The 17,863-nt window shown below is 74.0% G+C and carries 15 protein-coding genes; 6 read left to right on the top strand and 9 right to left on the bottom strand.

The window, feature by feature from the left end:
* Window positions 1-66: 66 nt before the first annotated feature.
* A complete protein-coding gene (locus AC07AL_RS02885; RefSeq protein ID WP_478316563.1) occupies window positions 67-1,470 on the bottom strand; it encodes an SWIM zinc finger family protein in 1,404 nt (467 codons plus the stop codon).
* Between the two features lie 136 nt (window positions 1,471-1,606).
* Between AC07AL_RS02885 and AC07AL_RS02890 the strand changes: the two genes are divergently transcribed.
* From AC07AL_RS02890 to AC07AL_RS02905, 4 genes are all read left to right on the top strand, one after another.
* Window positions 1,607-2,506, top strand: coding sequence for an acyl-CoA thioesterase (locus tag AC07AL_RS02890; protein ID WP_363579198.1), 900 nt, complete (start codon window positions 1,607-1,609; stop codon window positions 2,504-2,506).
* Window positions 2,507-2,671: 165 nt separating this feature from the next.
* Window positions 2,672-3,331 carry a TetR/AcrR family transcriptional regulator gene (locus tag AC07AL_RS02895; protein WP_363579200.1) on the top strand — a complete coding sequence of 220 codons (660 nt, stop codon included), beginning with the start codon at window positions 2,672-2,674 and terminating at the stop codon, window positions 3,329-3,331.
* A gap of 244 nt (window positions 3,332-3,575) precedes the next feature.
* Window positions 3,576-5,219, top strand: coding sequence for a BCCT family transporter (locus AC07AL_RS02900; RefSeq protein ID WP_363579201.1), 1,644 nt, complete (start codon window positions 3,576-3,578; stop codon window positions 5,217-5,219).
* Between the two features lie 118 nt (window positions 5,220-5,337).
* Complete coding sequence (locus AC07AL_RS02905) at window positions 5,338-5,523, top strand: hypothetical protein (RefSeq protein ID WP_350875387.1); 186 nt, start codon at window positions 5,338-5,340, stop codon at window positions 5,521-5,523.
* Between the two features lie 166 nt (window positions 5,524-5,689).
* Here the strand turns inward: AC07AL_RS02905 and AC07AL_RS02910 are convergent, their stop codons facing one another.
* Complete coding sequence (locus AC07AL_RS02910; protein WP_478316567.1) at window positions 5,690-7,492, bottom strand: DUF2398 family protein; 1,803 nt, start codon at window positions 7,490-7,492, stop codon at window positions 5,690-5,692.
* A 234-nt stretch (window positions 7,493-7,726) separates the two neighbouring features.
* On the opposite strand from AC07AL_RS02910, the gene AC07AL_RS02915 reads away from it, so the two are divergent.
* Window positions 7,727-8,512, top strand: a complete 786-nt coding sequence (locus AC07AL_RS02915) for a lysoplasmalogenase (protein ID WP_478316568.1) — start codon at window positions 7,727-7,729, stop codon at window positions 8,510-8,512.
* Window positions 8,513-8,583: 71 nt separating this feature from the next.
* On the opposite strand, the gene AC07AL_RS02920 is transcribed toward AC07AL_RS02915, so the two are convergent.
* The 7 genes from AC07AL_RS02920 to AC07AL_RS02950 form a co-directional block, all read right to left on the bottom strand.
* A complete protein-coding gene (locus AC07AL_RS02920) occupies window positions 8,584-9,267 on the bottom strand; it encodes a hypothetical protein (RefSeq protein WP_478316570.1) in 684 nt (227 codons plus the stop codon).
* A 154-nt stretch (window positions 9,268-9,421) separates the two neighbouring features.
* Entirely contained in the window at window positions 9,422-10,225 is an 804-nt protein-coding gene (locus AC07AL_RS02925) for an exodeoxyribonuclease III (protein WP_363579210.1), read from the bottom strand.
* A 136-nt stretch (window positions 10,226-10,361) separates the two neighbouring features.
* Window positions 10,362-12,155 carry a gamma-glutamyltransferase gene (gene ggt, locus AC07AL_RS02930; RefSeq protein WP_478316572.1) on the bottom strand — a complete coding sequence of 598 codons (1,794 nt, stop codon included), beginning with the start codon at window positions 12,153-12,155 and terminating at the stop codon, window positions 10,362-10,364.
* Between the two features lie 114 nt (window positions 12,156-12,269).
* Window positions 12,270-13,376: an ROK family glucokinase gene (locus AC07AL_RS02935; RefSeq protein ID WP_400805037.1), complete on the bottom strand. Its 1,107-nt coding sequence runs from the start codon at window positions 13,374-13,376 to the stop codon at window positions 12,270-12,272.
* Entirely contained in the window at window positions 13,373-14,221 is an 849-nt protein-coding gene (locus AC07AL_RS02940; RefSeq protein ID WP_478316574.1) for an ATP-binding cassette domain-containing protein, read from the bottom strand. The genes AC07AL_RS02935 and AC07AL_RS02940 overlap by 4 nt, the downstream gene beginning before the upstream one ends.
* The gene (locus AC07AL_RS02945) at window positions 14,218-15,249 is read right to left on the bottom strand and encodes an ABC transporter permease (RefSeq protein WP_363579215.1); all 1,032 of its coding nucleotides are present in this window, start codon (window positions 15,247-15,249) and stop codon (window positions 14,218-14,220) included. Before AC07AL_RS02945 ends, AC07AL_RS02940 begins: the two co-directional genes overlap by 4 nt.
* Window positions 15,246-16,271 carry a sugar ABC transporter substrate-binding protein gene (locus AC07AL_RS02950; RefSeq protein ID WP_478316576.1) on the bottom strand — a complete coding sequence of 342 codons (1,026 nt, stop codon included), beginning with the start codon at window positions 16,269-16,271 and terminating at the stop codon, window positions 15,246-15,248. Before AC07AL_RS02950 ends, AC07AL_RS02945 begins: the two co-directional genes overlap by 4 nt.
* Window positions 16,272-16,577: 306 nt before the next feature.
* On the opposite strand from AC07AL_RS02950, the gene AC07AL_RS02955 reads away from it, so the two are divergent.
* Entirely contained in the window at window positions 16,578-17,723 is a 1,146-nt protein-coding gene (locus AC07AL_RS02955; protein WP_363579219.1) for an alpha/beta hydrolase, read from the top strand.
* Window positions 17,724-17,863 lie beyond the last annotated feature (140 nt).

A 17,863-nucleotide genomic window follows, 5' to 3' on the forward strand; every position in this document is an offset into this window, starting at 1 on the left:
GTACCCCTACCGATTCCTGCACCGCTTCCGACTCCTGCACCGCTTCCGACACCTGTGCCACCCCGCTCACGCCTCGACCTCCTTCGCGACCGTCGAAACCCGCTCCCCGGCCGCCCGCCGGGCCGCCTCCCGCACCATCGCGACCGCCAGCGCGTGCTTGCACGGACCGCGCCCGCCGCGGTACTTGGCCCACCAGAGGCAGGTGCAGCCGAGGCGCCCCGCCTCGTCCGTACGCACCCGCTGGATGTGGTCGTCCACCGTGACGACGGCCGTCGTACCGCCCGGCTCCAGCCGCACCGCGCCCGCCGCGACCAGGGCCCGGGCGGCGCGCAGCCGCGGGTTGGCGGCCTCGGCCCGCCCGGCGTCGTACGGGAGCTGGCGGTGGAAGTAGGCGGCCTCGGCGGTGTCGTAGCCGATCTGCCCGGCGGTGCCGAGCCGGGTGAGCGCGGCGCGGACCCGCTCGTGGCTGAGCCCGGACTGCTCGGCCAGGTCGGCGACCTCGACCCGCGGCTCCCAGGCGAGCAGCACCGCGACGAGGTCGGCGTCCTGCTCGGCGGTGCCGGTGGCGAGCGCGCCGAGCACCCCGCCCTCGCCGGAGAAGCCCCGGGAGGCGTCGGGCGAGAGGGTCAGGGTGAGCCGCATGCCGGGCAGGACCACCTCCCACGCCGAGGCGGCCGGGCCGGTGGCGGCGACCGGGCCGTACACCCGCAGGGCGAGCGCGTGCCGCAGCACCCGCTGGAGCGCCACCAGCCGGTCGGGCCCGGGCAGGCAGACCGCGCCGGGCACCGGCCGGGTGGTGGGCCGCAGCGTCCGCCCGGCCGGGACGACCCAGGCGGTGCTGGAGCGGCCGCCGCGCGGCAGCGAGCGCAGGAAGCGGACCGCCTCGGCGGCGGGCAGTTCGGCGCGCAGGTCGAAGCCGGCGGCGACGACCTGGGTCTCGGCGAAGCCGCGCAGCCAGCGCTGCGGCAACGGCACCTTCTTCTCGACCAGCGGCCCGTCGAAGCTGGTGACCTCCAGCGCGTCCGGCCCGACCGCGAGGTGCAGCGGGTCGGTCGGGCCGATCCTGCTCAGGGCCTCCCGCAGCGGGTTGTTGACGTCCACGTTGGTGGTGCCGTGGCCGATCTCGTCGCCGTCGAGGCCGGCCTGGAGCACGTCGAGCCGGGCGTAGACGCCGCAGCAGCCGGAGAACGACTCGAAGCGCAGCCGGTCCCCGTTGGCGGTGACCACCGGGTCGAGCGAGGCGCGCAGCTGCGGCTGGTAGTACCGCGCGGCGGCGACGTCCGCGACCGCGAGCAGCGCGGCGGCGGCCGGCGCCGGGTCGGCCAGGAAGCCCGCGAAGAAGCGCGGGTTGGCCGCCTCCCCGAGCGGGGTGGCGCCGCCGGAGGTGGCCAGGTCGAGGCGCCGGCCGTCGGCGCCGTCGAGGACGGCGGACGGGCGCAGATAGGCGTACGCGTGTGCGGATTGCGTCATGTCGAACACGCTAGGTGAGGGCACTGACAATCCGTCGGGCCGCGACCGCACTGGAACAGGTTCTACCGGATGCCGGAGCCCCCGGGCGTTACCCAGGTCACATCGCGGTGCGGCGGAATTCTGCCACTATGGGCCCGTGACCGACCTGACCGAACAGGAAATCCGGGCCGACCGCCCGGCCGGCTCGTTCGCCGGACTGCTGGAGCTGGAACGACTGGACGAGAACACGTTCCGGGGCCGCTGCCACGCCGGGGCGCCGATGCGCGCCTTCGGCGGACAGGTCGCCGCGCAGGCGCTCACCGCCGCCGGCCGCACCTGCGGGGGCCCGCGCGCGGTGCACTCGCTGCACGGCTACTTCCTGCTGCCCGGCGACCCGTCCCAGCCGATCCGCTACGAGGTCGAACGGGTCCGCGAGGGCGTCTCCTACACCACCCGCCGGGTGACGGCGGTGCAGAACCAGAACGCGATCTTCACCCTCTCCGCCTCCTTCAAGCGCCCCGAGACCGCGACCGACCGCCACCGCACGATGCCGCCGCTGCCCGGGCCGGAGACCCTGCCGGACGCCTTCTCGCTCTGGGACCCGGCCCTGCGCGCGGCGATCACCGGCACCGGCGGCTTCCGCGACCTCGAACTGCGCTTCGTCCCGCCGGACGCGCCGGGCGTGCCAGCGGCCGTGCCGGGGATGCCGCAGCAGTTCGTCTGGCTGCGCATCGCCTCCCCGCTGCCCGAGGGCGACCCGCTCCTGCACGTCTGCGCGCTCACCTACCTCTCCGACCTCACGCTGGCCTCCACCGCCGGGCTGCACGAGCAGCCGAACTTCTTCCAGCGCACCGAGCCGCCCCGGCTGCTGATCGCCTCGCTCGACCACGCGATGTGGTTCCACCGCCCGTTCCGGGCCGACGAGTGGCTGCTGTTCGCCCAGCGCAGCCCGTCCTCCTCGGACGGCCGGGGGCTGTCGCTCGGCGAGTTCTACGACCGGGACGGGCGGCTGGTCGCCTCCGCCGTGCAGGAATCGCTGATCCGCCGGCTGCGCTGACCCGGCGCGGGACGGGACGGCATGGGGCGACGCGGGACGGGGCAGCGCGGGCCCCGGCGGAACGGGCCGGCGGCCCGGACCCCGGCGACGGTGACCGCACGGCGAACGCAAGGGGGCCGGTCGGCGTCATACTCCTGAGCGGCCCCGGCCCGTATCATGGTGCGGGTGACCAAGGTTGACCTGTCACCACGGCCGGTGGAGGCGATGTCTCCGCGCCAGCTCGAACGCCGCGGAAGCCTGATCGCGGCCGCGCTCGCCCTGGTGAACGAGATCGGCGTCGAACGGCTGCAGATGAAACAGGTCTGCGAGCGGTCCGGAGTCGCCCTGGGGACGGCGTACCGCTACTTCTCCTCCAAGGACCACCTCCTGGCCGCGGCGATCGCCGAGTGGCACCGCCTGCTGCTGGCCGACCTGGTGGCGGAGCTGCGCGGCCCGCGCGCCGGGCGGGGGGCCACCGACCGGGCGGTCCGCTTCGTCCGCGGCGGGATGCGGGCCTACCAGCGCCAGCCCGAGCTGGCCCGGCTGCGGGTGGCCGTCGCCGCCTCCACCGATCCGTTCGCCAGCGAGACCTTGCAGGGCATGGCCCGGGCCGACAGCACCGCCCTCCAGGCGGTGACGACCGAGGTGCCGGCCGCCGCCAGCGACTTGGTGCGGCACATCGTCGCCCACGCCTGGCAGGGCGAGCTGACCGCCTGGGTGACCGGGCGCACCACCCTCGGCGACGCCCGGCGGCGGCTGGAGGACGTGGTGCGGCTGGTGCTGAACCCGTACGAGACGCCGTACCCGGCGCCGTACGAGGTCCCGTCCGGCGCCCACCAGCCCTGACCCGTCCGACGCGACAGCCGGCTCAACTCCCCGGTGCCGGACGGCTTCCGCCCGTGGTTCCGGCTCGCCGCGCGCGCCCCGGCCCATGAGCACCCGGCCTGACGGGACGTAAGTCCCCACCCTCCGCCTCCCCGGCGCGCCCTCCCGCCCCTCGCGGCACGAACTGGACATAGTGCGACATGCAGCTTTAATCCGCCGATGTCGCCGAAGCCCACGTCCGCCCCGAGGCAGGAGAGTCCACCCGATGAGCAGCCAGCCGCCGCAGCCCGACCAACGCGCGGAGGAACCCGACGAACCCGCCGCGACCCTGCCCGCCGACCGGGCGGTGTTCGGGATCAGCGCCGCCCTGGTGCTGGCCGTGGTCGCCTGGGGAGTCTTCGCCGAGGACTCGCTCGGCCGGACCTCCAGCAGCGCGCTCGGCTGGGTCCTGCACAACTTCGGCTGGCTGTTCGTGGTGGCCGCCGACGTCTTCCTCGTCCTCACCGTGCTGCTCGCCTTCAGCCGCTTCGGCCGCATCCGGCTCGGCCGCGACGACGACGAACCCGAGTTCTCCACCCTCGCCTGGGTCGCCATGATGTTCAGCGCCGGCATGGGCATCGGCCTGATGTTCTACGGCGTCGGCGAGCCGCTCCAGCTGTTCGCCACCCCGCAGCCCGGCTCCGGCCTGGAACCGCAGAGCGCGGCCGCCGCCCAGCAGGCCCTGGAGTTCTCGCTGTTCCACTGGACGCTGCACCCGTGGGCGATCTACGCCGTCGGCGGCCTCGCCCTCGCCTACACCACCTTCCGCAAGGGCCGCGGCAACCGCATCTCCGCCGCCTTCGTCCCGCTCATCGGCCAGCGCGGCGCCGACGGCTGGGCCGGGCGCGCGATCGACCTGCTGGCCGTCTTCGCCACCGTCTTCGGCTCCGCCACCAGCCTCGGCCTCGGCGCGCTCCAGGTCGCCGACGGCCTCGGCTACATCACCTCCGTGCGCAACACCCAGAACGCCCAGCTGATCATCATCGGCTCGCTGACCGCCGCCTTCGTGCTCTCCGCCTTCTCCGGCGTCCACAAGGGCGTCAAGTGGCTCTCCACCGCGAACGTCGTCCTGGCCTCGCTGATCATGCTCTTCGTCTTCGTGTTCGGCCCGACGGTGTTCACGCTGGACGCGATCCCCTCCACCGTCGGCGGCTACCTCTCCGACCTGCTCGGCATGTCCACCCAGACCGGGGCCTTCACCGACGAGAGCTGGCTCGGCTCCTGGACGATCTTCTACTGGGCCTGGTGGCTCTCCTGGGCCCCCTTCGTCGGCACCTTCATCGCCCGCATCTCCCGCGGCCGCACCATCCGGCAGTTCCTGCTCGGCGTCCTGCTGGTGCCCAGCGGGGCCACCGTGATCTGGTTCTGCGTGATGGGCGGCACCGCGATCCGGCTGGTCACCACAGGCACGGCCGACCTGGTCGCGACCATCCCGAAGGGCGCGGAGGCCTCGCTGTTCGAGATGCTGCGCTCGCTGCCGCTCGGCTCCGCCACCAGCGTCGTCGCCGTGCTGCTGGTGATGACCTTCTTCATCACCAGCGCCGACTCCGCCTCCCTCGTCCTCGGCTCGCTCTCCAGCCGCGGCTCGCTGCACCCGCGCACCTGGCTCGTGGTCGTCTGGGGCGTGCTGATGGGCGGGGTCGCCGCCGCCCTGCTGCTGGCCGGCGGGCTCACCGCGCTGCAGAACGCGACGATCCTGGTCGCGCTGCCGTTCGTGGTCGTGATGCTGCTGCTCTGCGTGTCCCTGGTGAAGGAGCTCCGCGAGGACCCGGCCGCCGGCCCGTCCCGCCTGCACCCCGTGCACGGCCTGCGCGACGCCGTCCGGGTCGCCGTCGGCGAGGCCCTCGCCGAACGCACACCACGCCGCTGACCAGCGCGTACGCCTCACCCGCGCGGGTGGGGCGTACGCGGCCAACCGACGCCCAACCCCCGCCCGGACTTCACCCGCACGTACCGACCGTTCACACCACCCTGGAACCCTCCCTGTCATGAACGCCAGCCCTCAGGCGCCCTACCAGGAACCGCGCTTCCCGCTCCCCCGGCGCCACCGCCGACTCCTCGCCGCCACCGCCGTCCTCGCCTCCATCGCCCTCGGCACCTTCGGCGTCGGCGCCACCGTCGAGACCGTCCAGCACGGCACCCTCGCCGCCACCACGGCCACCGCGAGAAAGTGACCCGCAAGAAAGCGACCCGCGAGAAAGCGAGCGGAGAGAAAGAGACCGACTGACCGTCCGATCCACCCCTTCAGCACCGCCGTCCGCCCCCGGACGCGGTGCTTCCGCCTTTCCGGCGACGGCGGAGCGGCGAGGCGCGACAGCGGAGCTGGGCGGCGAACCGGCCTCAGGCGCGCCGCTGCTCCCGGGCCCCGGCCGGCGCGGGGCGGGAGTGGCGGCCGGTGCCGGGGACGGGGTGGAAGTCCGGGGCGGGGGCGTAGCGGGCGGCGGGCGGGCGCAGGAGCCAGCCCGGGGGGCGGCTGCCGCGGGGGGTGGGGGTGATCAGGCCGAGGTTGTGGAGCAGGTCGAGGGCGTCGCGGCGCAGCGCGGTCCGGTCGGCGAGGTAGTCGCGGCGCCAGCGGGCCAGGAGGCCGTACTCGTCGGCGATGTCGCCGAGGAGGCCGTCTATCAGCGCGTCGGGGATCGGGACGTCGCCGCCGGTGGTGCTCTCGCCGGGCAGCGGGCGGACTTCCTCCACCAGACGTTCGAGCAGCAGCAGGGCGGCCTGCGGCAGGGGGCCGGCGCCGGGGAAGACGAGGTCGGTGAGCTCGTCGGCCGGGTCGAGCAGGGCGACGCCCTCGGTCCGCAGCTCGGTCTCCAGGCCGAGGAAGTCGGCGAGCGCGGCCGGGCCGCTCAGCCGGTGCTCGTGCAACCAGGCGCTCCGGTCCTCGGGGAGGTCGGCGTCGAGGACGGCGGGGGTCTCGGCGAGCAGACGGCGCACGGCGGTGGCGGGTTCGGCGTCGGCGGCGCGGCGGATCAGGTCGGCGGCGTCGTCGGCGAGGGCGGGCGGACCGGCCGGGACGGCGCGGGCGAGTTCGCGGTCGACGGTCAGTACGGCGGCCCGGACGGCAGGGTCGGCCGGGTCGGCCGGCAGGTCGCCGAGGACCTGCCAGTCGGCGAGCGCGGCGAGGGCCATCGCTCGGTCGGCTGGGCCGGCGGCGAGGCCCGGCGCCGCGGCGCGCATGGCGTCGAGCAGCCGCCCGTACGGCAGTTGCTCGGGGGCGTCGACCAACAGGGCGAGGGCTAGAGCGAGTTGGGCGTAACCGGCGGGGGTGAACGGGGCGCCGGTCGCGGGGTGTTCGAGGCGGCGGACGGCGCCGGGGCCGAGGCCGGCCTTGCAGAGCCGGGCGTGCCAGGGGCCGACGACGAGCCGGTAGCCGAGCAGGGCGTCGAAGCGTTCGACGAGCCAGTCGCGGTGACGGCGGATCAGCGGGAAGCCGTCGGCGTGCGGGCCGGAGGCGGTGACCAGCGGGTGGGCGAGCAGCAGCCGGGCGGCGATCCGGCGTTCGGCGGCGGGCAGGTCGACCGCGGGAAGGGCCGGGGCGCAAACGTCCGCGACGGGCAGGGCCGGGGCCGGTATCGGAAGGTCCTGGCCGGAACGATCCTGCGCGCCCGGCACCGGGCGGGTGCGCTCGGGCTTGCGGTGCCTGCCGGGCCTGCCCGGCTTGGCACCTGACCGGACGACGGGCAGCGCGGAGGCGTCCCGCCGGGCGCGGCGCAGACCGCCGACGGGGCGGGGCCCCCGGGAGCGCAGGGCGGCGGTCGCGTGCGCGGTGGGGCCGTGCCACCAGCTGACGTCGGCGTCGGGCGCCGCTTCGGCGGGGGCGCCGAGATGGCGGGCCGGGTAGAGGCCGAAGGAGGCGGCGCACAGGTCGTCGGCGGTGCCGGGGGTGGCGGCGGCGAACCAGTGGGCGAGCCGGAGCAGGCCCGGGTCGGGCGAGAGCGCGGAGGCGGCGCCCGGCTCCGGCGCGGGCCTGGTCGGCGCGGCGTCAGCACGGGGGCCGGACACGGCTTCGGGCGCCGGTCCGGCCGCGGGTTCGCGTACGGCGAGGAGGGCGTCGGTGGTCCTCCGCCCCGTCCCGCCCGTGCGCCCGTCCGGCCTGCCGGCGGCCACCCGGGTGGCGCCGACCGCGTACTCCTGCTGCTCCATGTCGGGGACCAGACTAGACGGTGGCCGGGTCACCCGGTGGCAGCAACCGGCCGTGCGCCGAAGTGACCGGCCGCCCTCCGCTACGCCACCCGCCGGCCCGCACCCGCCGCCGCGCCGTCACCCGCCCCGCACCACCCGGGTTACGCACCGGTAACCCGCTCTTCCGCCGCACCGGCGGGTCGCCTAGGGTTCGTCCCACTCCCCCAGCGCCCGACCCCGGAGGTCAGCAGCCGCATGAGCATCCGTACGACCACCCGTGCCGTCCTCGGCGGCCGCCTGCGCTCGGCCGCCGGCCTGCTCGGCGGCTTCGCGGCCGCCTCGGCGACGCACCTGGGCGCGATCGCCTCCGGCGCGTCCGTGCTGCAGAACGCCACCAAGCCGGCCCTGATGCCGCTGCTGGCCGCGCACAGCGTCGCCGCGGCCGCCGCGGCCGGGCGGCGGGCGCCGAAGCCACTGGCCCCGGCACTGCTGCTGAGCGCGGGCGGGGACGTGCTGCTCCAGCTGAAGAACGACACCGCGTTCCTGGCCGGGATGGGCTCGTTCGCGGCGGCGCACGTCTGCTACGTGACGATGTTCGTCCGGCGCGGGGCGCTGACCGACCGTCGGCGGGCCCTGGTGGTGGCGGCCGCGTACGCGACCGCCTGGGTGGCCATGGTCGGGCAGCTCTGGCCGGACCTCGGGGACCTGCGGATCCCGGTGGCCGGCTACAGCCTGCTGCTCGCCTCCACGGCCGTCACCTCGGCCGGGCTGGGCTGGCGGACCGGGCTGGGCGGGGCGCTGTTCCTGCTGTCCGACACGCTGATCGCCACCCAGCTGGCGAAGTGGCGGGAGCTGCCGGGGCACCAGTTCTGGATCATGGCGACGTACGTCCTGGCCCAGTACCTGCTGGCCAGCGGCACCCTCCGGCACGAGCACGGGCACGAGCACCGTGAGCTCGAACTCGCGCACGAGAACAAGCACGGGCAGGAAACCGGGCACGGGCCTCAGCAGCAGCGGAAGCCCGCGCCGCAGGCCGGCTGACACGCCTGTGCGCCGCCGGCCCGGTCAGGGTCCGACGGCGCGCGGGGAAAACAAAACGGCGGCGGTGCCCATCAGGCACCGCGCCGCCGCAGCAGCCAGAAGCCTCCGACGCCGCCCGCCACCAGGGCCAGGCCCCCGGCCAGCTCCGCCGGATCGGCCGCGACCGAACCGCCGAGGCCGGTGTTCACGGCGCCGTGCGGGGCGACCTGCTGGCCGCCGGCGCCGGACTGGCCGAGCGAGCCCGCCCACTCGCCGGCCGCCTTGCCCCAGTCGCCGAGGCCTTTCTCGGGACCCTTCTCGGGACCCTTCTCGGGACCCTTCTCGGCGCCTTTCTCAGGCCCTTTCTCAGGCCCTTTCTCGGAGCCCTTGTCGGAGCCCCTGTCGGAGCCGGCGACCGGGACGCCGGCGACCGCGACCTTGGTGGAGAACGCCCCGCCGTCCGGGCAGGTGCCGTCGATCCTGTTGTCCCCGGAGTGCTGGCCGGCCAGCCGGGCCGAGCCGCTGTGCTTGCCGTCGGAGCCCAGGGTGAGAGTGGCCGGGCCGCCCTCGAACGCGGCGGAGTGGGCGGTGATGGTCTTGGCGTCGGGCTTGTCCGACTTCTCACAGGAGACCGTGAGCTTCACGGTCTGGCCCGGTGCGGCCTGGGGCGGGCTGACCGAGGCCGAGCCGTCCCTGGCGGATGCGAGGGGGGCCGTCAGGCCGGTCAGCACCGTCGCGCCGATCAGGGCGGCGGCGGCCGTACGCATGGGGCGCATGCCGGAACCTCCGGGATTCTCGGGCGCAGCCGGGGGGACTCCGATGTCCACGTGGTCGAACAACTGCACCCGGTTATGCCCGACAGTAGGCAGCCCGCCCGGCCCCGGCCACCGGTCGGGACCGTTCGGGTTACCGCCCCTCACCCAGGGTGATTCACAGGTCGAGGTCCACCACGACCGGCGCGTGGTCCGAGGTGCCCTTGCCCTTGCGGGCCTCGCGGTCCACGTAGCTGTCGGTGACGGCGTCCACGAACGGCTTGTTGGCGTAGGTGAGGTCGATCCGCATGCCCCGGTTCTTGGGGAAGGCCAGCTGGCGGTAGTCCCAGTAGGTGTAGGGGCGGTCGTACTTGAGCGGGCGCGGCACCACGTCGTGCAGGCCCACCTCGCCGAGGGCCTCCAGCGCGGCCCGCTCGGCGGGGGTGACGTGGGTGAGGCCCTCGAAGGCGGCGACGTCGTAGACGTCCTCGTCGGCGGGAGCGATGTTGAAGTCCCCGAGGACGGCGAACGGGCGGGGCCCGGCGGCGTCCTCGGTGGCGGCCGTGCGCAGCGCCTGTAGCCACTCCAGCTTGTAGCGGTAGTGGGCGTGGTCGACCTCGCGGCCGTTGGGCACGTAGACCGACCAGACCCGGACCGGGCCGCAGGTGGCGGCGACGGCGCGCGGCTCGACGTCGGGCAGCAGGGCGCCGTCGGCGAGGTAGCCGGGCTGGCCGGGCAGGTCGCGCACGACGTCGTCCAGGCCGATCCGGGAGACGATCGCGACGCCGTTCCACCGGCCGGTGCCGTGGGCCGCGGTCTCGTACCCGAGGGCGCGCACCGCCTCGTACGGGAAGGCGTCGGCCGCGCACTTGAGCTCCTGGAGGCAGAGCACGTCGGGCTTGGCGCTCTCCAGCCACTCCAGGAGCTTGGGCAGCCGCGCGGTGACGGAGTTGATGTTCCAGGTGGCGATGCGGACGGTCACGGCGGGCGGCCTTCCCGGTGGTTCGGTACGGACGGGTGCTTCGGTCAAGACGAGGGGTGGGCGCCCCCCGAGGGGACGCCCGCCCCGAACATACCGCCCGGCACCGACAGTACGGCCCGGCCGGCCTGCGGCCCGGTCAGCCCGTGGGCCGGACCACCGCCGCGGAGCCGCCCCCGCGCCGGACCGGTTCGGCCGCGGCCACCCACCGCCCGTCCGGCAGCCGTTCGACGCCGGTGGCGGCGCCGATCTCGGCGACGGACGTGAAGCTGTGCCCGAGCGCCTCCAGCGCGGCCCGTTCGGGCAGCGCCAGGAAGCCGGGCTCGGCCTGGGTGGCGACGGTGTTGCGCTGGCTGGCGCGCGGTGCGGCGATGGCCTGTTCCAGGCTCAGGCCCCGGTCGAGCCGCCCGAGCAGCACCTGGAGGGTGGTGGTGATGATGGTCGCGCCGCCGGGGCTGCCGGTGGCCAGCAGCGGTTCGCCGTCGCGCAGCACGATGGTCGGGGAGATCGATGAGCGCGGACGCTTGCCCGGGCCGGGCAGGTTGGGGTCGGGGACGCCCGGGGTGAGCGGGGTGAAGTCGAAGTCGGTGAGCTCGTTGTTGAGCAGGAAGCCGCGGCCGGGGACGGTGATGCCGCTGCCGCCGGTCTGCTCGATGGTGAGGGTGTAGGAGACGACGTTGCCCCAGCGGTCGGCCACGCTGAGGTGGGTGGTGTTGGGGCCCTCGTAGGGCTCGGCGACGGCGGGGCCGGCCTCGGCGCAGTCGGCGGGGTGGCGCGGGTCGCCTGGGGCGAGCGGGCTGGTGAGGGCGCGGTCGGGGCTGATCAGGCAGGCCCGGGAGGCGGCGTAGCGCGCGGAGAGCAGTTCCTTGGTGGGGACGTCGCCGAAGGCCGGGTCGCCGACCCAGCGGTTGCGGTCGGCGAAGGCGATCCGGGAGGCGTCCAGGAAGTGGTGGTAGTACTGCGTGTCGCTGTACGCGCCGAGGTCGCCGTCCTCCAGGATGCCGAGCGCCTCGCCGACGGTGGTGCCGCCGGAGCTGGAGGGGGCGATGGAGTAGACGTCGTAGTCGCGGTACGGGACGTGGGTGGGCGCCTGGCGGCGGACCTGGTAGGCGGCGAGGTCGGCGGTGTCGATCTTGCCGGGACGGGCCTTGCGGCCGGAGGCCGGGTCGACCGGCGGGTGCTGGACGGTGTTGGCCACGTCCTTGCCGAGGTCGCCCTGGTAGAAGGCCTTGACGCCGTCCTCGGCGAGCAGCCGGTAGGTGGCGGCGAGGTCGGGGTTGCGCAGGACGGTGCCGACCTCGGGGGGCTTGCCGCCTGGCAGGTAGAGCTTGGCGGTGTCCGGGAAGTCCTTGAACCGGTCGTAGTTGTCGGCGGTCTGGCCGCGGAAGGTCTGGTCGACGACGAAGCCGTTGTCGGCGATCCGCTCGGCGGGCTCGAGGGCGTCGGCGAGCGTGCGGGTGCCCCACTGGCGCAGGGCGGTGTCCCAGGTGGCGGCGGTGCCGGGGACGCCGACGGACAGGCCGCTGGTGACGGCGTCGGCGAAGGCCAGCGGCTTGCCGTCCTCCAGGAACAGCCCGCTGTCGGCGGTGCGGCCGGCCACCTCGCGGCCGTCGATGGTGTGCACCCGGCCGCTGGCGTGGTCGTAGTAGACGAAGTACCCGCCGCCGCCGATGCCGGAGGAGTAGGGCTCGGTGACGCCGAGGGCGGCGGCGGTCGCGACCGCCGCGTCGACCGCGTTGCCGCCCTTGCGCAGCACCTCGATGCCGGCCGCGGTGGCGTCGGCGTCGACGCTGGCCACCGCTCCGCCCCGGCCCACCGCCTCGGGGGCCTTCGGCGGCGGGGCCGCCCCCGCCGCCCCGGCCGGCCCGGCGCAGGACCAGACCAGGGCGGTGGCGAGCAGCAGCGGTGGTGCGATACGGGCCAGAGCCCTCATCCGAGTCCTCCTGAGTCGACGTCAACTCCGTTGTCTCACAGGAGGCATGATCCCGACAATCACACCGCACCGCTACCAACCGGTAGTTGACGGAACCGAATCAGGCGAAAGGGCTCAGACGCCGCTGCGCTCGACCCGGCGCCGCTTGATGGTGCGGAACCGGCGGGCGACCTGCCGGGCGAGGTCGGCGGCGCCGACCAGGCCGGCCTCGTTGCCGAGTGCGGCGTGCACGATGCTGGCCTCGGGCCGGAAGCCGCGCCCGGTGAGGGTACGGCGGAAGGTGTCCCGGGCCGGGCCGAGCAGCAGGTCGCCGGCCTCTGAGACGCCGCCGCCGATGACGAAGCGGCCCGGGTCGAGCGCGGCGGCGAGGTTGGCGATGCCGACGCCGAGCCAGGTGCCGACCTCGTAGAGCAGTTCGGTGGCGGTCGGGTCGCCGGCCCGGGCGGCCTCGGTGACCAGCGGTCCGGTGATGCCCTCGACGGTGCCGCCGGCCCGGGCGAGCAGCGTCTGCACCACCGGGGACTCCTCGGCGACGAGTTCGCGGGCGTCGCGCACCAGCGCGTTGCCGGAGGAGTACTGCTCCCAGCAGCCGCGGTTGCCGCACGGGCAGCGGTGGCCGCCGGGCAGCACCTGCATGTGGCCGAACTCGCCCGCCAGGCCGTACTTGCCGCGGTCGACGTAGCCGTCGCGGACGACGGCGCCGCCGATGCCGGTGCCCAGGGTGAGCATCACCATGTGGTCCTCGCCGCGCCCGGCGCCGAAGCGCCATTCGGCCCAGGCGGCGGCGTTGGCGTCGTTCTCGACGATCACCGGGAAGCGCAGCCGCTCGCTGAGCGCCTGCTGGAGCGGCTCGCCGCGCCAGTTCAGGTGCGGGGCGAACAGCACCGTGGAGCGGTCGGCGTCGACCCAGCCGGCCGCGCCGATGCCGACGGCGTGGACGTCGTGCCGGTCGGCGAGCTCCAGCACCAGGTCGACGATGACGTTCTCGACGACCTTGGCGCTCTTGCTCTTGTCGGGGGTGTCGGTGCGCAGCTTCTCCAGCACCTTGCCCTCGCCGTCCACCACTCCGGCGACCACCTTGGTGCCGCCGATGTCGACGCCGATGGTGGGCAGTCGCAGTATCCCGGCGGGCAGGGCGCGGCGGCGGCGCTCGGCGCGGGGGCCGAGGCCGAGCAGGGTGGGCAGGACGGCCGGCCGGGTGCTGCCTTGGGGGCTGGTCACGGCTGCGGACGCTCCTCACGGGGCTCGGGGTCAGGACGGGGCTCGGGGTCGGTGCGGGGCTGGGGGTCGGTGGGCCGGGCCAGCTCGTGCGAGAGCTCGGCGAGGTCGGAGCCACCGGCCATCTCGGTGGTGAGCTGTTCGAGGCCGATCTCGGCGCGCGGGTGGCTGCCGGCCATCCGGCCCCGCTTGAGCAGGGTGAAGTGGTCGCCGACCAGGTACGCGTGGTGCGGGTTGTGGGTGATCAGGACGACCCCGAGCCCGGCGTCGCGGGCGGCGGTGACGTACTTGAGCACCACTCCGGACTGCTTGACGCCGAGCGCCGCGGTCGGCTCGTCCAGGATGAGCACCTTGGCGCCGAAGTGCACGGCCCGGGCGATCGCCACGCACTGGCGCTGGCCGCCGGAGAGGGTGCCGATCGGGCGGTCCACGTCGTGCAGGTCGATGCCCATCCGGGCGAGCGCCTCGCGGGTGGTGGCGCGCATCGCCTCGGCGTCCAGGCGCAGGCCGCCCCAGCGGCGGTGGCCCTGCTCGGAGCCGAGGAAGAAGTTGCGCCAGACCGGCATCAGCGGGACGACGGCGAGGTCCTGGTAGACGGTGGCGATGCCGCGGTCCAGGGCCTGGCGCGGGGAGTCGAGCCGGACCTCCTCGCCGCCGACGGTGTAGGTGCCCTCGTCGTGCTGGTGCAGCCCGGAGATGATCTTGATCAGGGTGGACTTGCCGGCGCCGTTGTCGCCGAGCACGCAGCTGATCTCGCCGGCGTGCAGGGTGAGCGAGACGTCCTGGAGGGCGCGGACGGTGCCGTAGCTCTTGCCGACGCCCTCCAAGGCGAGCAGTTCGGTCTTCATCGGGGCCCCCGTTCGGCCTGGCGCTTGACGTACGCGTTCAGCAGGGCGGCGAGCAGCAGCATCGCGCCGAGGAAGAACTTGAACCAGTCCGGGTTCCACTGGGCGTAGATGATCCCCTTGCTGGCCATGCCGAAGATCAGCGCGCCGAGCGCGGAGCCGACCACCGAGCCGTAGCCGCCGGTGATCAGGCAGCCGCCGATGACGGCCGCGACGATGTAGATCAGCTCGTTGCCGACGCCCTCGCCGGACTGCACGGTGTCGAAGGAGAACAGCAGGTGCTGGCCGAGCACCCAGGCGCCGAAGCCGACACCGAGGTAGAGCAGGGTCTTGGTGCGGGCGACCGGCACGCCGACCGCGCGGGCGGCGTCCGCGTCGCCGCCGACGGCGAAGATCCAGTTGCCGAAGCGGGTGCGCAGCAGCACCCAGCTGCCGACCGCGAGCAGGCCGAGCCACCACCAGACGGTGGCCTTGATCGTCAGTCCGCCGACGGTGACCTCGGAGGCGAACAGCCAGCGGCAGGAGGCGAAGCCCTCCATGTCGGAGATCGGCCTGGTGGAGACGGTGCCGGAGACCAGCTTGGTGACGCCGAGGTTGGCACCGGTCAGCATCAGGAAGGTGCCGAGGGTGACGATGAAGCTGGGCAGCCGGGTACGGCCGAGCATCCAGCCGTTGAAGGCGCCGACGGCCAGGGTGACGGCGAGCGAGACCAGCACGCCGACCCAGGTCACCGCGGTGAACTGGTAGGAGACCATCGAGGAGGTCAGCGCGGCGGTGGTGACCAGCACGCCCGCCGACAGGTCGAACTCGCCGCCGATCATCAGCAGCGAGACCGGGACGGCCATGATCCCGATGGTGGACGCCGCGTAGAGCACGGTGCCCAGCGAGGAGACCCGCAGGAAGGGTTCGGCGGCCACCGCGAAGACGGTGAACACCGCGACGGCGGCGATCAGCGAGCCGAGCTCGGGGCGGGCGAGGAGGCGGCGCAGCGCGGCCGGGCGGTCCTGGGCGAGGACGTCGGTGGTGCTCACCTGGTCCCCCTCGCGACGTACTCGGCGAGCGCGTCGGCGTCGTCCTTGGTCAGGATCTGCGGGCCGGTCGCGACGGGCTTGCCGCCGCCGAGCATGTCCAGGTTGGACTTGTACAGCCAGAGCAGGTCGACGCCCTCGTAGCCCTGGAGGTAGGGCTGCTGGTCGACGGCGAAGCCGACGGAGCCGGACTTGAGTCCGGCCACCACCTGCGGCCCCAGGTCGAAGGTGTCGAGCTCGACGGCGCGGTGGACGTCCTGGACGGCCTGGAGGCCGGTGGCGGCCATCGGGCCGGAGAGGGTGAGCACGGTGTCGATGGCCGGGTCGGCCTGGAGCTTGGCGGAGATCGCGGCGCGGGCGTCGGGCATGTTGACGCCGTCCACGTACAGCACCTGGAAGGCGCCGCCGGCCTTGGACTGGGCGCCGGAGCAGCGCTGCTCCTGGCCGATGTTGCCCTGCTCGTGGATGACGCAGAGCACGTTCTTGCGGCCGCGGCCGGCCAGCTCGGTGCCGGCCGCCTGGCCGGCGGTGGACTCGTCCTGGCCGATGTGGGTGAGCGCGCCGAACTTGGCGGAGTACTCCTGGCCGGAGTTGACGGTGATCACGGGGATGCCGGCGGCCTTGGCCTTGCCGAGGACGTCGGCCATGGCGTCGCCCTTGGCGAGGGTGACCAGCAGGCCGTCGACCTTCTGGTCGATGGCGGCCTGGACGAGCTGGACCTGGTTCTGGGTCTGCGCGTCGTTGGAGTACAGGAAGGTGATGTTGTCCTTGGCGGCGGCCTGCTCGGCACCCTTGCGCACGCTGTCCCAGAAGGCGTCGCCGGCCCCGGCGTGGGTCACCATGGCGACCTTCCAGCGCGGGGTGGTGACGGCGCTGCCGCCGGCGGCCGACGCCTTGGCGCGGGCCTCCTCGGCGCGGCGGCCTCCGGTACTGCTGCAACCGGCCGCGGTGACCGCGAGTGCCAGGAGGGCGCAGACGGGCCAGAAACGGCGGGACGGGCGAAAGCGGGTTGTGCTCATCCCCATAGTCTCTCTGGCCGGGCGGCACGTGGATGACACCGCCTCGCCCGGCGGCGCCCGCGACGCGGGAGGTAAGGTGCCCCGGGGGACCTTCCTGGAAGTTCGCTGGACATCTCGTCCGGACGACGGCCGTCCGGGTGGCAGACTTAGCGCCGACCCGAAACAGGAACATCACAGGAAACGTGATGTTCCTCTCAGGTTCCGCACAGATTCGGATGGCAACCGATCATCGGTTCCGCGCCGTCCAATGCCATTGGAGTGCGTTCGGGCGAGTGGGGCCCGGGCGGCCAGCAACCCGGATACGAGAACTCGATGCAACTGACAGGTACGCCATTCTTCATCCTCACCGTCATCCTGGTGCCGGTGTCCATCGCGGTGGCGCTCCTGTACTGGAGCAAGGTCCGCGGGCCGAACCCGGTGCGGATCCTGTCCAGGCTCGTCATGATCATGTTCTGCCAGATCACGGCCGTGCTGATGGTCTTCGTGATGGTCAACAACGCCAACCTGATCTACGGCAACTGGGACGACCTGCTCGGCACCGGTGACCACGTCCGGGCCGTGCCGCAGGTGGCGCCGGCCGACCAGGGCGCTTCGGGCAAGGAGGGCGCCGGCCAGGGCGGCGGCGACGCGGCCAAGCAGCCGCCGAAGGCGCTCCAGAAGTTCGCCGGCGTGGGCGACCCGGCGGTGCCCGGCGACGTCCAGAAGACCGAGCTCAAGGGCCAGGTGTCCGGGGTCGACGGCGAGGTGCTGGTCTGGCTGCCGCCGCAGTACAACGACCCGGCGTTCAAGGACAAGAAGTTCCCGGTGGTCGAGCTGATCCCGGGCTACCCGGGCTCCTCCTCCACCTGGTACGGCACCCTCAAGGTCTCCGAGCAGCTCAAGCCGCTGATGCAGCAGGGCAAGGTCTCCCCGTTCATCCTGGTCTCGCCGCGCACCCTGCTCCTCGGCAACCACCAGGACGCCGGCTGCACCGACATCCCCGGCAAGATCAACGCCGACGCCTGGCTCACCCGGGACGTCCCGCAGATGATCATGGACAACTTCCGCGCCGACCCGTCCCCGGACCGCTGGGGCATCGCCGGCTACTCGGCCGGCGCCCACTGCGCGGCCAAGCTGTCCCTGGCGCACCCCAACCGGTACCGGGCCGCGATCTCGATGTCCGGCTACAACGACCCGGCGTCCGAGAGCGACTCCCTGGTCGGCAAGGACCCGAAGCTGCGCGAGGCCAACAACCCGGTCAACATCCTCAAGAGCGCCCAGCAGCCGCCGAAGGTCAGCCTCTACATCAGCGGCAAGAAGGGCGACGGCCTGGAGGACGGCCAGGCGATCGCGGCGGCAGCCAAGGAGCCGACCAAGGTCCAGGTCCAGGAGAGCAACGGCCCGCACACCACCGAGCTGTGGAAGACCATGGTGCCGAGCATCTTCGAGTGGATGACCTCGGTCATCCCGCCGCAGTAGTCCCACGCAGTAGTCCCAAGCAGTAACGATCATGCAGGAGGGGGGAGGGGGGGGGGGGGGGGGGGGGGGGGGGGGGGGGGGGGGGGGGGGGGGGGGGGGGGGGGTGAGGGGTGGGGGGGGGGGGGGGGGGGAAGAAGGAA

Source organism: Kitasatospora sp. NPDC043949, from assembly GCF_056435365.1.